Annotated in this window: 15 protein-coding genes; 7 read left to right on the top strand and 8 right to left on the bottom strand. The window is 64.4% G+C overall.

The features are described from left to right. Positions 1-100: 100 nt before the first annotated feature. A complete protein-coding gene (locus ACSC1P_RS06950; protein WP_435359409.1) occupies positions 101-1774 on the bottom strand; it encodes a Na+/H+ antiporter NhaC family protein in 1674 nt (557 codons plus the stop codon). Positions 1775-1893: 119 nt separating this feature from the next. Next, on the bottom strand, positions 1894-2388 hold the full coding sequence (locus ACSC1P_RS06945) for a COX15/CtaA family protein (RefSeq protein WP_435359408.1): 495 nt from the start codon (positions 2386-2388) through the stop codon (positions 1894-1896). 173 nt (positions 2389-2561) lie between these two features. Between ACSC1P_RS06945 and ACSC1P_RS06940 the strand changes: the two genes are divergently transcribed. Beyond that, positions 2562-4826, top strand: coding sequence for an NADP-dependent malic enzyme (locus ACSC1P_RS06940; RefSeq protein WP_435359407.1), 2265 nt, complete (start codon positions 2562-2564; stop codon positions 4824-4826). A gap of 204 nt (positions 4827-5030) precedes the next feature. Further along, positions 5031-5516 (top strand): hypothetical protein, encoded by a 486-nt coding sequence (locus ACSC1P_RS06935; protein WP_435359406.1) that lies wholly within the window; start codon positions 5031-5033, stop codon positions 5514-5516. A gap of 103 nt (positions 5517-5619) precedes the next feature. Here the strand turns inward: ACSC1P_RS06935 and ACSC1P_RS06930 are convergent, their stop codons facing one another. Then, the gene (locus tag ACSC1P_RS06930; RefSeq protein ID WP_435359405.1) at positions 5620-6255 is read right to left on the bottom strand and encodes a ribonuclease H family protein; all 636 of its coding nucleotides are present in this window, start codon (positions 6253-6255) and stop codon (positions 5620-5622) included. Positions 6256-6391: 136 nt separating this feature from the next. Here ACSC1P_RS06930 and ACSC1P_RS06925 point away from each other — a divergent pair, with 136 nt between their 5' ends. Beyond that, positions 6392-7321, top strand: coding sequence for a DMT family transporter (locus ACSC1P_RS06925; RefSeq protein ID WP_435359404.1), 930 nt, complete (start codon positions 6392-6394; stop codon positions 7319-7321). On the opposite strand, the gene ACSC1P_RS06920 is transcribed toward ACSC1P_RS06925, so the two are convergent. The 3 genes from ACSC1P_RS06920 to ACSC1P_RS06910 all read right to left on the bottom strand — a co-directional run bounded on the left by ACSC1P_RS06920 (position 7318) and on the right by ACSC1P_RS06910 (position 11941). Then, entirely contained in the window at positions 7318-7548 is a 231-nt protein-coding gene (locus ACSC1P_RS06920) for a DUF8028 family protein (protein WP_435359403.1), read from the bottom strand. The two genes, ACSC1P_RS06925 and ACSC1P_RS06920, sit on opposite strands and share 4 nt — an antisense overlap. 82 nt (positions 7549-7630) lie before the next feature. After that, positions 7631-9328 (bottom strand): CARDB domain-containing protein, encoded by a 1698-nt coding sequence (locus tag ACSC1P_RS06915; RefSeq protein ID WP_435359402.1) that lies wholly within the window; start codon positions 9326-9328, stop codon positions 7631-7633. A gap of 387 nt (positions 9329-9715) precedes the next feature. Further along, the gene (locus tag ACSC1P_RS06910; protein ID WP_435359401.1) at positions 9716-11941 is read right to left on the bottom strand and encodes a CDC48 family AAA ATPase; all 2226 of its coding nucleotides are present in this window, start codon (positions 11939-11941) and stop codon (positions 9716-9718) included. A gap of 359 nt (positions 11942-12300) precedes the next feature. On the opposite strand from ACSC1P_RS06910, the gene ACSC1P_RS06905 reads away from it, so the two are divergent. After that, complete coding sequence (locus ACSC1P_RS06905) at positions 12301-12600, top strand: hypothetical protein (RefSeq protein WP_435359400.1); 300 nt, start codon at positions 12301-12303, stop codon at positions 12598-12600. Positions 12601-12727: 127 nt separating this feature from the next. On the opposite strand, the gene ACSC1P_RS06900 is transcribed toward ACSC1P_RS06905, so the two are convergent. Beyond that, positions 12728-13480: a hypothetical protein gene (locus ACSC1P_RS06900; protein ID WP_435359399.1), complete on the bottom strand. Its 753-nt coding sequence runs from the start codon at positions 13478-13480 to the stop codon at positions 12728-12730. A 399-nt stretch (positions 13481-13879) separates the two neighbouring features. On the opposite strand from ACSC1P_RS06900, the gene radB reads away from it, so the two are divergent. Next, complete coding sequence (radB, locus tag ACSC1P_RS06895; RefSeq protein WP_435359398.1) at positions 13880-14584, top strand: DNA repair and recombination protein RadB; 705 nt, start codon at positions 13880-13882, stop codon at positions 14582-14584. A 46-nt stretch (positions 14585-14630) separates the two neighbouring features. Here radB and ACSC1P_RS06890 read toward each other — a convergent pair whose 3' ends face one another. Further along, a complete protein-coding gene (locus ACSC1P_RS06890; protein WP_435359397.1) occupies positions 14631-15788 on the bottom strand; it encodes a CBS domain-containing protein in 1158 nt (385 codons plus the stop codon). A 109-nt stretch (positions 15789-15897) separates the two neighbouring features. Here ACSC1P_RS06890 and ACSC1P_RS06885 point away from each other — a divergent pair, with 109 nt between their 5' ends. Both ACSC1P_RS06885 and ACSC1P_RS06880 read left to right on the top strand, forming a co-directional pair. Next, entirely contained in the window at positions 15898-16257 is a 360-nt protein-coding gene (locus tag ACSC1P_RS06885; protein ID WP_435359396.1) for a lycopene cyclase domain-containing protein, read from the top strand. Positions 16258-16282: 25 nt separating this feature from the next. Beyond that, the gene (locus tag ACSC1P_RS06880) at positions 16283-16900 is read left to right on the top strand and encodes an RAD55 family ATPase (RefSeq protein WP_435359395.1); all 618 of its coding nucleotides are present in this window, start codon (positions 16283-16285) and stop codon (positions 16898-16900) included. The last annotated feature ends 5 nt before the right edge of the window (positions 16901-16905 follow it).

Genomic DNA, 16905 nt, shown 5'->3' with positions numbered 1-16905 from the left:
CACCGAATCTGCGAACCACTGCTCGACCGTTTCCTTCGCTGTGGGTGAATCCGTGTGCGTCGAGTGAGGGAGAACAGGGGCCGAAAAGCGCAGTACTGCGTCAGTACGGAATTATCTCGAACCCCTGGGGCAGAACCATGCCGGCGACGAGTAACAGGAGTGCCGTGATGCCGGCCGTCAACAGCGCATACGGTATCTGACTCTTGACGTGGACCATGTGGTCCGAGCCACTGGTCGACGACGCCAGCACCGTCGTATCGGAGATGGGCGAGGTGTGGTCCCCGAAGATACCGCCCGAGAACACCGCACCGATGACGAGCGGGAGGTTCGCACCCGTGGTGAACGCGACGGGGATGGCGATGGGGAACATGATGCCGTAGGTCGACCACGAGGAGCCATCGGAGAAGCTGACGAACGCGGTGACGAGGAACACCGCCAGCGGGATGATGAACGCGGGCACGTTCTGGAACCACTGCGTGACGAAGTTCGAGATGCCGAGCGTCGACACCGAGTTCTGGATGCTGGACGCCATCATGAGGATGACTGCGGCGAGGAAGATGCCCTTGAACCCGTGGAGCATCGCGTCGGTCGCGTCGTCGTTCGAGGGGATGTCACCGCGCAGACGGAACAGGGCGAAGGCGACGACGAGGGCGGTCATCGCCGCGAGTCCGAGGCGGAACGACCCCGGCGCGAAGCCCCACGTCCCGCCCGCCGGCACGAGGAGTTCGTAGCCACCGACCAAGAACAGCGTCGAGTACGAGTCTGCCGTGATGACTGGCGCGGCGGTCCAGAACATCGAGCCGAGGGCGACGACGACCATCACGCCGATGGGGATGGCGAAGTTCTGCCAGCGCGGCGTGGCCGTCTCGGCCATGCTGTACTGGTCCATCTCCTCGGAAATCATCGGGTCGTGGTCCTCGCCGAGCACTTTCCCTTCCTCACGAGCCCGTTTCTCCTCGCGCTTCATCGGGCCGAAGTTCGGGACGACCTGCCAGGCGACGCCCGCGGCGATGGCGAGCGCGACCCACGAGTAGAAGCCGAAGAAGATGGTGTTCAGAAACAGCGGCCACACTTCGTTGACGACGGCGGACGTCTCCTGGCCCGAACCGGAGACGGTGCTGCTCAAGTGGTTCGGGAGGTTGCCGTCGCTCTTCGCTTGCACCAGTCCTTTCCCGAGGAAGCCGATGAGCGCGACGCCCCACGTCGAGTAGAACGCGAGGCGGGCCGCGGGCGACCCGGCGCTGTCGACGTAGTACGCTAACTTCGCCCGGGACACGTCGTACTTGTCCGTCAGCGGGCGCATCATCGAGCCGACCACGAGACAGTTGAAGTAGTCGTCGATGTGGACGGCGATACCGGAGAGGAACGCGGCCTTTTCGGCGTCTGCGGCGTTCTCGACGCGTTTCGTGAACACTTCGAGGACGCCCTGAATCGCCCCGGCCCGAATCATGAGTCCGATGACGCCGCCGATGGCGAACAGTGCGAGCAGGACGTTTTCGACGTACCACGAGTCGGCGAACAGCGGTGCGGTGGCGATGAGGACTGGCACCGTCTTCAAGCCGAAGACGGCTCCATATACGTGTCCAGTCGCTCCGCCTGTCAGATTCGCCGGCACGCCGACTGCGGCAGGCTGGAACGCGCCGTAGATGGACCCGGTGACGAGGACGCCCAGAAAGAGGCCGATGAGGGCCTCTCGTGTGTACCACGCGACGGCGATGGCGACGAGGGCTGGGACGACGGACCACGCACCGGCACTTATCTGTTCGAGAGCCATGCGCCCAGTGCGTACGCGAGCGATAAGAAAACCCAGTCAAATCGGTGTTCGCGTCCCGAACAGTTCGGAAATCGGTAGTGGGCCCGGTCGTCGCAGTTCAGTTCGATGTCGCAGTGCGGTCAGTCGTCGGCTTCGAACCCTCGAGCGCGAGACACGCCCGAGTTACTCGGGCCGCTCTCGAACATCCAGGCCGTCGCCACGAGCAGGCCACCGAAGATGACCAGTGCTGCGCCGTGGTGGATGGTCTGGACCAGTGCGGTGTAGGTGACGACGGTCTCCCGGCCGAGGAAAATCTGGACCGGCAGCGTCACGATGGACAGTGCGACCGCGGCGTGGATACGACGCTGGTCGAAGGCGGTCCAGGCACCGTAGGCAGTGCCGAGGATGAAGAAGCCGGTTATCGAGGCGACGAGGCGGTGCGTCCACTCCGGAATCGAGGCCACGTTCGGCGGAAGCAGCCCGAACAGCGGGCCGCCACACAGTGGCCAGCGACCCTGACAGGTGAGTCCCGTCCCGGTCGCGGCGGTGTACACCCCGAGCAGGATGAGCAGGAACGTCAGGCCGGTCGTGATGGCGGCGAGGACGCGCACGCCGCGCCTGCTGAGCGCTTGCATACACGCAGTTCGGGAATCGCGCCATATCAACTGTACGGAACTCGCCGCGGTTCTCAATCGATGGGAATCGGACTGACAGTCGTGCCGAAACACATATTCGAACCGATGTGTTCGACGAACGTCGAACTGTTCTTTCGATTAGCTTTTTGTCGCCCCCGGTGGTGGGTCCGAGTATGGGACTCGACGAGGACTCACTCGACTATCACGAACAGGAACCGCCGGGGAAACTCGAAATCTCCACGACCAAACCGACGAACACACAGCGAGACCTCTCGCTCGCGTACTCGCCCGGCGTCGCAGAACCGTGCCGACGAATCGCGGACAATCCCGACGACGCGTACAAGTACACGGCGAAGGGGAACCTCGTCGGCGTCATCTCGAACGGGTCGGCCGTCCTCGGGCTCGGTGACATCGGTGCGCAGGCCTCGAAACCGGTCATGGAGGGCAAAGGCGTCCTGTTCAAGCGCTTCGCCGACATCGACGTGTTCGACGTCGAACTCGACCAGAAGGACCCCGAGAAGATCATCGAGGCAGTACGCGCGATGGAACCGACCTTCGGGGGCATCAATCTCGAAGATATCTCCGCGCCGGAGTGTTTCACCATCGAGGAGACGCTCCGAGAGGAGATGGATATCCCCGTCTTCCACGACGACCAGCACGGCACCGCCATCATCTCCGGTGCGGCCCTGCTCAACGCGTGTGAAATCGCTGGGAAGGACATCGCCGACCTCGACATCGTCTTCTCGGGTGCTGGCGCGTCCGCGCTGGCGACCGCTCGCTTCTACGTCTCGCTCGGTGCCACCAGAGAGAACATCACGATGTGTGACTCCTCGGGCATCATCACACAGGAGCGCGCCGACTCCGGCGACGTGAACAAGTACAAACGCGAGTTCGCCCGCGACATCGAGGGTGGCGGCCTCGACGACGCCATGGCAGACGCCGACGTGTTCGTCGGCCTCTCCATCGGTGGCCTCGTGAGCCAGGAGATGGTCGCGTCGATGGCCGAGAACCCCATCGTCTTCGCCATGGCAAACCCGGACCCGGAAATCGGCTACGAGGCAGCGAAGGAAGCCCGCGACGACACCGTCATCATGGCGACCGGACGCTCGGACTACCCGAATCAGGTGAACAACGTGCTCGGCTTCCCGTTCATCTTCCGTGGCGCGCTCGACGTCCGCGCCACCGAAATCAACGAGGCGATGAAGGTCGCCGCCGCCGAGGCGCTGGCCGACCTCGCCAAGCAGGACGTACCGGACGCCGTCGTCAAGGCCTACGGCGACCAGCCGCTCCAGTTCGGCGCGGACTACATCATCCCGAAGCCGCTCGACCCGCGCGTGCTGTTCGAGGTCGCACCCTCGGTCGCCCAGGCCGCGATGGACTCCGGTTGCGCCCGCAAGACGCTCGACGTGAACGAGTACGAGGAACGGCTCGAAGCCCGCCTCGGCAAGTCCCGCGAGATGATGCGCGTCGTCCTCAACAAGGCGAAGACGGACCCGAAGCGCATCGCACTCGCGGAAGGCACCGACGAGAAGATGATTCGTGCGGCCTACCAGTTGCAGGAACAGGGCATTGCAGACCCCATCCTCATCGGGAATCCCGAGCGCATCGAGAAGACACGAAAGCGTCTCGGACTGGAGTTCACGCCCGAAATCGCCAACCCGCGCGAGGCCGACGGCGAGTACGAGGACTACGCCGACCGCCTGTACGAGATTCGCCAGCGCAAGGGCCTGACGAAGAACGAGGCGGTCGACATGATTCGCCGCGACACGAACTACTTCGGCAGCGTGATGGTCGAGTGCGGCGACGCCGACGCGATGCTGACCGGCCTGACCCACCACTACCCGTCTGCGCTACGCCCGCCACTGCAGGTCATCGGGACCCGTGAAGACGCCAACTACGCGGCCGGTGTGTACATGCTGACGTTCAAGAACCGCGTCATCTTCTGTGCCGACACCACGGTCAATCAGGACCCCGACTCGAAGGTGCTGGCAGAGGTCGCAGAGCACACCGCCGCGCTGGCACGCCGGTTCAACGTCGAACCGCGCGTCGCCATGCTGTCGTACTCGAACTTCGGCTCGGTCGACAACCCCGGCACCCGGAAACCTCGCCGGGCCGCACAGATGCTCCGCGAGAACCCCGCGGTCGACTTCGCGGTCGACGGCGAGATGCAGGCCGACACGGCCGTCGTCGAGGAGATTCTGGAAGGCACCTACGACTTCGCCGAGTTCGACGAACCGGCGAACGTCCTCGTGTTCCCGAACCTCGAAGCAGGTAACATCGGCTACAAACTGCTCCAGCGCCTCGGTGGTGCGGAGGCCATCGGGCCGATGCTCGTCGGCATGGACAAGCCGGTCCACGTGCTCCAGCGCGGCGACGAGGTCAAGGACATCGTGAACCTCGCTGGTGTCGCGGTCGTCGACGCCCAGCAGAACGAGTAAGCAGCCTGTCGCGGCTGTTCAGCCGACTTACCCGCTGGCGGGCACGTCGTCGGTGCCCGTGACGAATCGTCGATTATTGCCGTATCGTACGCGGCGGCTGGCCTACCCGACTGACGACACACCGAGGCCAGTCCGTCACAGCGTATCTCAAACGATTCTTTGTGCTTTCTGTATCCTTTTACTGGTTCGAACGGATGAACAGGTATGCACCGCCGACGGTTCCTCGCACTCGCCAGTTCGGTCGCTGGCGCTGGCTGCCTCGGTGTCTCCCTCCACGGTTCCTCTGGCGACGCGGCCCCCCGCGAGTCGCTCGACGCCGGTTCCACGTCGAGTCCGAACGAGGACCGGTTCGACTCGACCGCCACCACCAGTGAGCCGGCGGCCGACAGCCAGCAACCAGCCCAACTCGAAGTCCTGTCGACGACGTCAGGCGAGACACACGTCCAGCTCCGACTCACGAGACTCGAAGACCTGCAGACCGTCTACAACCGAAAGCGGACGCTCAGTTACGGTGAGCGCGCGTTTCTCAGCGGCCAGCTCCTGCCCGACACCGACTACCGACTCGACCTCACCATCGAGGGCACACACGAGTACCACCGCACTATCCGCGCCGGTGAACGACTCGTCTTCGACGTGCGGAGTCCGCAGAACGTCATGCTGGTCGAGTGGGAGCAGTTAGACGACGAGTAGAGATCGGCCGACGGGTAGGAGACTGGCCGACGAGACGCGAATTCTGTTTCGAGAACGTGAGAGTTACCCCTGCTTCCGCGAGGCGAGCGGCCAGTGCCTCGGGTCAGTCCGAGGCGTGCCGGTCAGCGCGCGACGGCGGCGGGTACTGTGGCCCGCTCGGCTCTGCTGGGGCGAGCGGTTCGGGCAGCACACAGCGAGCGGGCTCGTCGTTGACGTGCGCGTACTGCTCGGGCGCGTTCGCCAGCGGATGCGCTGGATTCTGGTCCGAGTAGATTCGCGCAGCGCGGACTTCGCCGAACCGGCTTAGTCGGGCACGGATGCCCCGCCAGTGGTTCGCGCTGTTTTGCGGGATTGTGAACGCCTTCGTCGGCTTCCAGTCCGGGTGGCGTGCCGCGAGGACCGCGTTGTTCACGTTCGCCGCGAGGTCGTCGTGGTCGACGAGGATACCGACGCGAGCGTCGGGCGGCGCGCGGGCGGCGAGTACGTCGAGCCCCAGGTGCAGGGCTCGGTACTCGGCGACGTTGTTGTCGGGGGACGAGTCACTGACGGAGACGCGAGCGACGCGGGTGCCGTCTCGCGCTTCGATGACCGCACCTAGTCCGCCGACACCGGCGGCTCTGAACGAACCGTCTGTGGCGACGTAGAAGTCCCTATGATGGGTAGTTGGTGGGTGGGCGATGTGCGGCGTCGGCGACTCGTCGAACAGGTCCCGCAGTGCGGACCGGCCATGAGAGGCCATGTTTTCGATTTGGCCACAGTTCTTCTTAAAGTATACGCCCACACTGGAAGTGGTTGACACATTGTCTATATTTGACACACTGGTGGTGGTGTCTCGATTCGAAACGTTCAGGGAGCGGCGCGGTCACACATTCTTCGTGACCAGATACCGGAACACCGTGCTCTTTCTCGTCCTCGCCGCGGTCTGGGGCAGCGCGTTCATGGCCATCAAGGCGGGTGTCGAACACATCCCACCCGTCCTGTTCGCCGCGCTCCGGTACGACATCGCGGGCATCCTCATGCTGCTGTACGCGATTTTCGTCGTCGACGACTGGGTCCCGACGACGCGAGAAGGTTGGCTCGAAGTCGGTATCGGTGGCGTGTTCATGATCGCCGCCTACCACGCCTTCCTGTTCGTCGGCGAAGCCGGTCCAGTCAGTAGCGCGGCCGCGGCCGTCCTCATCGCGCTTTCACCGGTCCTGACGACTGCGTTCGCCCGACTGTTGCTGCCCGACGAACCGGTCACGCCCGCGACGTGGCTCGGCATGGTCCTCGCGCTGGTCGGCGTCGGCATCCTCGTCAACCCCGACCCCTCGAACCTGCTGACCGACGCGGTCGTCTCGAAACTCCTCGTGTTCGCCGCCGCGGCAGCGTTCGCGTTCGGGAGCGTCTTCACCCGCCGCATCCAATCCGGCCTCCCCATCGAGACGATGGAAGCGTGGTCGATGCTCCTCGGCGCGCTCCTCATGCACGCGGTGAGCTTTGCGATGCCATCGGAGTCCTTCGCCGCCATCGAGTGGACTGGCACTGCCATCGCCTCACTCGCCTACCTCGCGCTCGCGGCCAGCGCGGTCGGCTTCCTCATCTACTTCGACCTGCTGGAGCGACTCGGTCCCGTCGAGATAAACATGGTCTCGTACGTCGCGCCGGTGTTCGCCGCGCTCGCGGGTCTCCTCGTCCTCGACGAACCCATCACGCTCTACACCGTCGCCGGGTTCCTCGTCATCTTCGCCGGCTTCGTCGTAGTGAAACACCGCTCCATCTCGACCGAACTCGACGGCGTCCTCTCGGGTGTCTCGGGCGACTAAGGTTCGTAGGCGTGGCCGACCAATAGCGCGACCAAGTTGACCGCGAGCAGTGCGAGAAACAGCCCCCAATGTCCCGGTGTCTCGATGCCGTACGTGAGCAGGCCGACGTGTGCGAGCGGCAGCGAGATGGCTGTCCAGAACCCCGCTCGCTGAATCGGTCGCAGGACCGACCGCAGATTTCCCCCGCCGGTTCCACTCGCTCCCCCATCGAACGATGCACTCCCCATAACCTACACGCACATACGCGGTGTGCGAGTATATATCCGACAGATAGTTCGTCTCGATTCACGTCACGTCGCGTTCGACCGGTCAGAACGAACGTTCGGTTCGGGAAGAGACAGTCACCGGTGGAGTGCCGCCCCCGAACAACACGGCGAAATCGGAAGCCGTCGACACAACCGACAGACCGTGCAATCCGTCGATTAAGCGACGCTTTCCGTTCGCCAACGACTCGTTTTCTCCCACCTCGATGGTCGAACTCGCCTCGCCTTCCTCGGCAGTGACGCGCTGGTCGTAGGTGCCGGGTGCGAGCGACGGCAGTTCGCCGGTGAGCGTGACCCGGGCCGACTCGCCGGGCGCGAGCGAGACCGACGTGGTCGCGAGGGAGTGATTTCCGACCGAGTACCGCACGGTCGTCGACTCGCGAACGTTTCCGTCGTTGGTGACGGTCGCGTTCATAGTGACGTTCTCGCCAGCCTGCGCGAATTCCGGGGCGTCGAGCGCTGAGACGGTGTACTCCGCGCCCTCGACGGTGAACTCCCGCGTCGTCGAGCGGTAGCGAGTCGTCCGGTTCTCTGCCTTCTGGCCGACTGCCGAGACCGTCGCCGGCGTCTGGAACGCGACGCGGAGTCGTCCCTCTGCATCGGTCACGTACGGCGTTCCGTAGAGGACGACCGTGCCACTGACCGGGTCACCGGTGTCCGCCCGGCGCAGGACGAACGTGACGCGCTCGCCCTCTGGGGCTGGGTCTGGCGTCACCGACAGTTCGAGACCGACCAGCCGTGGGCGCACGTCGAGAGTCGCGGTCGCTGCGGTGAACTCGACTGCGGGTGTCTGGGCCGCAGTCGCACGAACGTCGTAGGTCCCCGACAGCGGGAGGCTGAGGTTCGCAGTTCCGTCCGGGCCGGTCACGAGCGTCTCGTTTCCGGCGGTGACCGTGGCGTTCACCGCGTCGCCCGTGTCGCTTCTGACGACCGTGACAGTGACCGATTCACCGACTCTGGTGCGGTTACTGTCGAGTTCGACCGACAGCGGGACCGTCCGTCGGTCGACCGAGACGGCCGTGGTTGCTCGCTCGAACCGCTCCGTCTCGGTCGCCTCCTTCGTCGCGCCGACTGTGTGCGACCCGGCCGTCTCGAAGCGCACCGTGGCCACACCGGTCTCGTTCGCCTCGTAGGTTTTCGGCCCGACTGCGACCGTCCCAGCTACCGGTTCACCGGTGTCTGCCCGAGTCACCGTGACGGGAACGGCCTGCCCGGTCACTGGCGTCGACGTGTCGGCCGACACGGCGAGTTCGACGCGATACTTCCGAACCCTGACGGTGACACGCTCGACCGATGCCGCGGTCTGCTCGGTCTGTGCGACCGTCACCTCGTACGAGCCGGGGTCTGCGAACGTCCTGACGACGGTTCCGTTTCGGTCCGTCGTGACCTGCTCGCCAGCGACGGCGACCGTTGCGTTCGCCACCGGTTTGTCCTTCGCCGTCACGGTGAACTGCACTGCACCACCCGGGTCGACCGTCGTCCGATTCGCCGACAACTCGAGTGCCTCCGCGTCCGGTCGCTTCTCGCCGTCGTAGTCCCAGACCGGGAACACCGGGCCGTTAGTCTCGTTGTCGTCGCCGAACGGCGGGCCGGTGTTGAGTCCGCCCGCCATGACGGCGAACGTCCCGAGGACGATGACGACGAGGAGAAGGATTTGCGGGTCGCGATGTGGCTTGTACGGCCCATCCTTGCGAGTAGCCGCAGGGCTTGGGGCCGACGACGAGCCGTGAGACGCCACCTGCATCTGCTGTTCGGTTCAACTGTATCTGGGACCGACTTAAATGCGTTCGCCGTCGGGCGATACGATAGCGTGGTCGATGCTACCGAACAACCGCTCTGGCGCGCGCTGGTGAGCGTGGCGTGCGAGGCGGCTTTGCCGCCTCGAAGCGAACGGGGAGCGAAGCGACCCGTGAGCCGAAGCCCGCGAGCCAACATCGCGCGAGGGACGAGACGGTCCGCCGAAGGCGGCCGTCGAGTCGGTTGGGGAGGCTGTGGCGGCGGTCGTGTGCACCAGCATTCGTGACGTGCTCGTCGACGCTTCCGACACACTCGACGAACATTCCAGTCACAGAAACAGCGACACACGCGAGAAAATCACAGCCAGAACGAAAAACCAGAAACCCAGACCGAGTTACTGGAAGCCGATACGGCTCGACTGCCGGTCGTGGCCGACGTCGGCCGTGCCGCCCTTGAACTCCTCTTTCATCTGCTCGTAGTAGTCGAGGATGTCTTCCGTGATGGTCGGCCGGACCGACTCCATCGCGGCGCGGAAGTGGCGCATCTCGACGACGTCTGCGTCCTCGTCCTCGCGCAGGGCCTCGATGGCGGCCTCGCGCGCGATGGACTCGAGGTCGGAGCCGACGTAACCGTCGGTCAGCTCTGCGAGTTCGCGCAGGCTCACGTCGGCGGCCATCGGGATGTTCTCCGTGTGGATACGGAGAATCTGTTCGCGGCCCTCGGTGTCGGGCTGGCCGATCATCACGAGGCGGTCGAAGCGACCCGAGCGGATGAGCGCCGGGTCGATCATGTCCGGGCGGTTGGTCGCGCCGATGACCATCACGTCGCCCATCTCTTCGAGCCCGTCGAGTTCCGTGAGGAGTTGGTTGACGACGCGCTCGGAGACGTTCGACCCCATCTCGCCACCGCGGCCGGGCGCGAGCGAGTCGAGTTCGTCGAAGAAGATGACCGTCGGGGCCACCTGTCGCGCCTTCCGGAACGTCTGCCGGATGGCCTTCTCGGACTCACCGACCCACTTCGACAGCAGCTGCGGGCCACGCACCGAGATGAAGTTCGCGTTCGTCTCGTTGGCGACGGCTTTCGCCATCAGCGTCTTCCCGGTCCCGGGCGGGCCGTAGAGCAGGACGCCCGACGGCGGGTCGATGCCCATCCGGGTGAACTTCTCGGGGTTGTTCAGGGGCCACTCGATGGACTCCTGGATGTTCTGCTTGGCCATGTCGAGGCCACCGACGTCGTCCCACGATATCTTCGGGAGTTCGACGAGGACTTCGCGCATCGCGCTCGGTTCGACCTCGTTGAGCGCGCCGCTGAAGTCGTCGCGCTTGACGATCATCCGGTCGATGAGGCTCGGCGGGATGTCCTCCTCGTCGAGGTCGATTTCGGGCAGGTACCGGCGCAGTGCTTTCATCGCGGCCTCTTTGGTGAGGCTCTCGATGTCGGCACCGACGAAGCCGTGGGTCTCGTGTGCGAGGTGGTCCAGGCTCACGTCGTCGGAAAGCGGCATCCCGCGCGTGTGAATCTGGAGTATCTCCTCGCGGCCTTCCTCGTCCGGAACGCCGATCTCGATTTCGCGGTCGAAGCGGCCGGGACGGCGGAGGGCGGGGTCGACGGAGTCGACGCGGTTGGTCGCCGCGATGACGATGACCTGACCGCGGGCTTCGAGGCCGTCCATCATGGTCAGCAACTGGGCGACGACGCGGCGCTCCACCTCGCCGGTCACGTCCTCTCGCTTGGGCGCGATGGAGTCGAGTTCGTCGATGAAGATGATGGAGGGCGACTCTTCGCTCGCGTCCTCGAAGATTTCGCGTAACTGCTGTTCGGACTCACCGTAGTACTTGGAGATGATCTCCGGGCCGGCGATAGAGAAGAAACTCGCAGAGGTCTCGTTGGCGACCGCTTTGGCGAGGAGGGTCTTCCCGGTCCCGGGCGGGCCGTGAAGCAAGACACCCTGTGGTGGCTCGATGCCGAGTTTCTTGAAGATCTGCGGGTGCTTCATCGGCAACTCGACCATCTCACGGACGCGCTGAATCTCGCCCTGGAGGCCACCGATGTCTTCGTACGTTATGCCGCCGCCGGTCTTCTCGAAGCCCGAAATCGGCTCTTCACGGAGTTCCACCTCTGTATCCTCCGTGATGAGGACGACGCCTTCGGGCTGGGTCTCGACCGCGATGAGGGGGATGGCCTGGCCGGGCGAACGCATGAACGGGTGGTTCGTGCTGGACATCACCGGCACGATGTCACGCTCGACGACGGGGCGCTTCAGAATCTGGCGCTTGACCATGCCGGCGGCGTCGGAGCCGAACTGGACCGACGCTTCCTCGGGGGGAGCGAGGACGAGCTTGTTGGCCTTCGTGGCCTCCGCTTTCCGGATTGTGACGCGTTCGCCGATACCCACGTCGGCGTTCTGGCGCGTGAACCCGTCGATGCGGACCGTATCGGTGTTCCAGTCCTGCCGGTCCGCACGCCACACCTTCGCGGCGGTAGTGTCTCCACCTTCGATTTCGATAATGTCGCCCGGACTGAGCTTGAGATGTAAGAGCGTGTCCGGGTCGAGCCTGGCGATTCCACGACCCGAGTCGTTCGGGTACGCCTTGGCGACCTCCAGTTGAACTTCGTTCATGATTTTAAAGCTGCGGGGATGGTTGAAATGCGCTTCGTGCCCCGATATGGTTTTTGGTACCGGGGGGTGTCAGTCGACACACCGTCAGTTCGTGTTTCGTGCTAACAGTTCAAGTTGGTGCTGAAGGCTACTAATCCTACCGGCTTCCCCACTGTTGTCGGCGGTGAGGCCCCAGCGCTGCGATTGTAGCCGGGTGAACGTGTGCCACATACACATGAAGAACTGCATTGCACTATTCTCAAACCAATGGAGTACCCCACAAAGTTAGTTCTCCTTGTATACTTTATATTGGCCTTAGTCGGCTATATGCATCTGGACCTAGCCTTATATGGTATGCCTCCGTTGATTGGGGTAAGGCAATGACGGCATCCGACACCACCACCGGAGACGAGAGCGAGACAGTGGAAGACACGCGCGAATCGTTCTACGACGACCACCCGTTCACGTTCGGCATCTGGCGCAACGCCGAACCCGTCGTCGACGCGAACGAGGCGAACGAGGCAGACGAAGCCGAGACCGAAGAGGCAGAACCCGAGAAGAAGCCGCTCGTCGCAGACGGGGGCGTCGCCGTCGCGATGGCGTGCCCGTCCTGTGACGGCTCGCTGGTCAACGTGCAGGGCGTTCCGGCCTGCTCCGACTGCGACTGGACAGCGCAGTAACACCGGACGAAACGAGGCGAGGCGCTGGGGTCGCCTCTCGGTGCGCCCGTCGGCCACGACACTACTTGCTCTCTTTTTCACCGTCGCTAGCGTCAACTGTGTCGTCTCGTCACTGCTCGGTCGTTCGCTACTCCTCGTCTTCGCCCTTCCCGGCCCGCTTCGTCGCGCGGTGTCTCTCCAGTGCCTCTTCGATGGTCAACTCACCCGAGGCGACCAGCCGAGCGAGGTCGGCGTCGATGGCCCGGTTCTCCTCGGACTGCTCGCGTGAGCGATTCTGAATCACCTGTAACTCGCCCGAAGTCGGCTCGATGTCCCGGTTGTCGATGACCTCGCCCTCGATACGGGCGATGTTCACCGCCGCGAGCACATCGCCCATGCCGCGCGCGCCGGTCCCCAAATACGGCGTCGTCCCCGTCTCGTCGACGAGTTCGACGCGCACGTCTTCCAGTGCGTTCACGATGTTCGACCCCTCCAGCCGTGCGCCGTCGCCAACTCTGACGATGGGGTCGACCGCGTCCTCGACCTCGCGCTTGACCACGGCGACCGTGTCGTCTAGTGGCACCTGAAACGCGGCGACGACCATCTCACCGGAGAGGACGGCGATGCCCGGTCTGCGACCGGGGTCGACGCCGACGATGGTCTGGCCGCCCTCACCGCGGAGGTGGACAAGTGCGGCGTCGACCGCCCGCCGGGGGTCGTCCGGGTCCGCGTTGACGACGTGCGGACCCTCGACCTCCTCGTCCGGGCCGGTGATGACGACGTTCGTCCGCTCGGGCAACTCGTCGTCCGGTTCGATGGTGGTGAACGTCACGCCACGGTCTCGCAACTCGTTGACGACGCCGTGGTAGACTTCGAAGTCCTCGGTGGCGACGACTATCACTCTCCAGCATTCGTCGGGGGCCGTGATAAATATCCACCCCCGTGCCCACCATCGGGCCGGTGTGCGATTCGAGCCGTCACGACCGGCATGGCGCGCGCTGGCGAGCGTGCTGAAAGCCGCGAGTCAGCATCGCGCGAGGGATGAGCACTGGACCGGAGTGGAGCGAAGCGGAACGGAGGGAAGCGCGCAGTCGGATGGGGAGGGTGTGGACGCAGGGCTGTGCGGTCGCGGTCATGTACCGTCGTGATTCGTGAACTGCTTCCTGAACGCCGCAACTGCGACATACACGACGACGAACAGCAACGACGAAGACCACGAACGACACAGCAAACACGGCTGACACAGCCTACCCAGACGACGGTCAGAGACCTTTTACCCAGAGACGACAGAAGGCCCACTGTGCAAGGGAGTATCTCTACGGGCTGTCAACCGCTGGACGACCTCCTCGGGGACGGGTTCGAGCGTGGGACGGTCACACAGGTGTACGGCGCACCTGCCGCCGGGAAGACGAACGTCGCGCTGTCGACCGCCGTCGAGACCGCGGCCCGCGGCGGCACTGTCGTCTACGTCGACACCGAAGGGTTGTCGCTCGACCGCTTCCAGCAGGTCGCCGACGCCCGGGCGAACCAGTCCGAGGACGAGACGGTCGAGGACATCACGGGCCGCATCGTCGTCGAGGAAGCACTCGACTTCCAGGAGCAGGAGGAAGCAGTCCGCGACGTCGACGGATTCGCAGAACGCGCCGACTTCGTGGTCCTCGACTCCGCGACGGGGTTCTACCGGCTCGAACGTGGCGAAGGCTCCGAAGGTGGCCAAGCCCTGCGAAAGGTCGGTCGACAGGTGACCCACCTGCTGTCGCTCGCCCGCCGTCACGACTTCGCCGTCCTCCTCACGAATCAGGTGTTCGCCGACATCGACAGCGACCGCACGCGGGCGCTCGGTGGGAACACCCTCGAACACTGGATGGGCAGCGTCGTCCGCATCGACCGGTTCCGGGGTGGGAACCGACGCGCGACGCTCGAAAAACACCGTGCAAAGCCCGCCGGTGAGACGGTCCAGTTCCGCATCACCGACGGGGGCATCGTCGCTGGCGAGGCACCCTAAATCGGTAGTTTCGGGACGAAAAAATCGTGACGCCGCGAACGACCGTCTACAGTTCGTCCAGCTTCCGCAGGAGCTGGCCGCGGTACTGTTCGTCAGACCGGTAGTTCTTCATCTCCAGGACGTTCCGTTCGAGCTTGTCGAGTGCGACGCGGAACGCGGATTCGGCACCGTAGCCCTCACCGGAGCCGGCGACCTGTCCGTTCGTCGTGCGGACTCGAATCTGGCAGTAGATGAGCGGCGTGCCGCGGAGCTTCTCCTTGTGCTCTTGGAAGCGGACGTGGACGTGCAGCACGTCCATCTTCTGGTACTTGCTCAGGACTTCCTCCAGCGAGTCGTGGATGTTGTCGCGGGTGATGGTGTCGAGCAGGCTGATGTTCGTAATCTGGACGTCCATGCGCTCTTCCTCGGTGAAGGTGAGCGCGCGGAGGACGTCGGTCTTGGTTACGACGCCCCGGACGAGTCGGTCGTCGTCGCTATGGACGACGACGAGCCCACCGAGGTCGCGTTCGAGCATCCGTGAGACGGCGTCTTCGACCGATTCGCCGGTCGTCGTGGTTTCGACGGGACTCGACATCATGTCGTAGACGGACATGTCGAGGACGCGGTCGGAGTCACCTGCTCGCTCGCCCGTCGTCATCTTCGACATGTTCCGGATGACTACGTCGGCGATGTCGTGGCGCGTCACGACGCCGGTCAGGTACCCCTCGTCGTTGACGACCGGGATGCGCGAGATACCGTGTTCACGGAGGAGGTTGATGACCTTCCCTAGACTGTCCTCCTCGTGGACAGTCACCGGCTCGTCGGAATAGATCTGCTCGACGATGAGTGCGTCAAGGTTGTCGAGGACGGCGTCGAGGATGTCGTCGGCGGTGACGATGCCCCACAGTTCGTCGTCTTCGAAGACGGGTGCGACCTTCACGCCACCCTCGACGAGGACGCGCGCCGTCTCGCGCACGTCCTCGTGCCGGTCGACCTTCGGCGCCGGTGCGTTCCGGCTCGGTTTGATCAGCGCCGCGACCTTCGCGTCGTCCTCCACGTGCGACTGGAGAATCTCACGCTCTGAAACCACCCCCTCGTACTCGCCGTCCCGGGTGACGATGATACCCTTGGGGTTCTCGTTCTCGAACAGCGAACGAACCTTCCCCAATCGTTCCTGCACGTCGACATCGATGAACTCCCGGGTCGCGATATCAGAAATATCCATAGTACACCGTATGAGTTGACTGGCATCGCTCTTCAAGATACCGCCAAGACAGCTTCCCAATCCCGTCGCCGTCCGTGGAATTTTTCCGATTCGGGGTTCTTCATGGGGTATGCTGCCAGATATCACGATTTTCGGGCCGTGGACCTACCTCGTCACGGAGGCGGTCTTCGGTACAATCGCGCTCGCGCTGCTCGTGCGCGCCGACGCGCTCCGGCGAGCGGGCCGCACCGTCATCACGTGCTACCCGCTCGGGTTCGTCTGGGACTGGTACACGCTCTCCGTCGGCGTGTTCGCCATCGAGTTACGGACCGGCGTCGACCTGCTGGGCATCCCCATCGAAGAGCACCTGTTCATCCTCGTCGTTCCCTCGTTCGTCCTCGGTGTCCACGAGACGTTGCACGCTCGCGAAGCCGCGGAACCGACGAGTTCTGGCCGGGGCGACGACGACGCGACGGACCCAAAGACGTAATCCACCATGTCGACAATCCCACAGCATGACCACGCGGTTCACGACGGGGTTGGAGACGCTCGACCGACTGCTGAGCGGGGGTATCCCGCCGGGGAATCTCGTCGCACTCCTCGCGCCGCCGGAGAGCCAGAGCGAACTGCTCGTGAACATGCTCGTGGAGAACCACGAGACGCTCTACCTCTCGACGAACCGGACGCCGTCAGCCGTCTCAGCGGGTCTCGGAGCCGCGGCCTCGAACACTGAGACCGTCTTCCTCGGCCCCGACCCGAGCCCAGAAGACCTCTCGAAGGCACTCCCGCACGTGCCCAAGGGCGGACTGGTCGTCCTCGACCAGCCGAACCCGCTCGAAGCGTCGAGTCGGAAGGAGTACGTCGGCCTCCTCAACGCCTTCCGTACCCGACTGCGCGAAGCCGGGTCTATCGCGTTGCTGCACTGCACCGGCGACGGCGACACGACGCCCCGGCGCGGGACGACCCTCGCCTCGGCCGACCTCGTCTGGCAGCTCGACCTGCGTGTCACGACCTACGCCATCGAGAACCGTCTCGCCGTCACGAAGTTCCGTGGCGGCACCGCCCTCAGAGAGCCCATCAAACTCCAGCTCACGGACGGTGTGCGCATCGACACCAGTCGGGACATCGCGTAGAAACC

The sequence above is a fragment of the Haloarchaeobius caseinilyticus genome (assembly GCF_051207395.1).
Classification (GTDB): domain Archaea; phylum Halobacteriota; class Halobacteria; order Halobacteriales; family Natrialbaceae; genus Haloarchaeobius.
Note: the sequence above shows the minus strand (reverse complement) of the source record. Positions and strands in the feature narration are given on the sequence as shown.

Excerpts from the sequence above, each read along its gene's own strand:
- ACSC1P_RS06950 (WP_435359409.1), bottom strand. The coding sequence starts at position 1,774 with ATGGCTCTCGAACAGATAAGTGCCGGTGCGTGGTCCGTCGTCCCAGCC.
- ACSC1P_RS06945 (WP_435359408.1), bottom strand. The coding sequence starts at position 2,388 with ATGCAAGCGCTCAGCAGGCGCGGCGTGCGCGTCCTCGCCGCCATCACG.
- ACSC1P_RS06940 (WP_435359407.1), top strand. The coding sequence starts at position 2,562 with ATGGGACTCGACGAGGACTCACTCGACTATCACGAACAGGAACCGCCG.
- ACSC1P_RS06935 (WP_435359406.1), top strand. The coding sequence starts at position 5,031 with ATGCACCGCCGACGGTTCCTCGCACTCGCCAGTTCGGTCGCTGGCGCT.
- ACSC1P_RS06930 (WP_435359405.1), bottom strand. The coding sequence starts at position 6,255 with ATGGCCTCTCATGGCCGGTCCGCACTGCGGGACCTGTTCGACGAGTCG.
- ACSC1P_RS06920 (WP_435359403.1), bottom strand. The coding sequence starts at position 7,548 with ATGGGGAGTGCATCGTTCGATGGGGGAGCGAGTGGAACCGGCGGGGGA.
- ACSC1P_RS06915 (WP_435359402.1), bottom strand. The coding sequence starts at position 9,328 with ATGCAGGTGGCGTCTCACGGCTCGTCGTCGGCCCCAAGCCCTGCGGCT.
- ACSC1P_RS06910 (WP_435359401.1), bottom strand. The coding sequence starts at position 11,941 with ATGAACGAAGTTCAACTGGAGGTCGCCAAGGCGTACCCGAACGACTCG.
- ACSC1P_RS06905 (WP_435359400.1), top strand. The coding sequence starts at position 12,301 with ATGACGGCATCCGACACCACCACCGGAGACGAGAGCGAGACAGTGGAA.
- ACSC1P_RS06890 (WP_435359397.1), bottom strand. The coding sequence starts at position 15,788 with ATGGATATTTCTGATATCGCGACCCGGGAGTTCATCGATGTCGACGTG.
- ACSC1P_RS06885 (WP_435359396.1), top strand. The coding sequence starts at position 15,898 with ATGCTGCCAGATATCACGATTTTCGGGCCGTGGACCTACCTCGTCACG.
- ACSC1P_RS06880 (WP_435359395.1), top strand. The coding sequence starts at position 16,283 with ATGACCACGCGGTTCACGACGGGGTTGGAGACGCTCGACCGACTGCTG.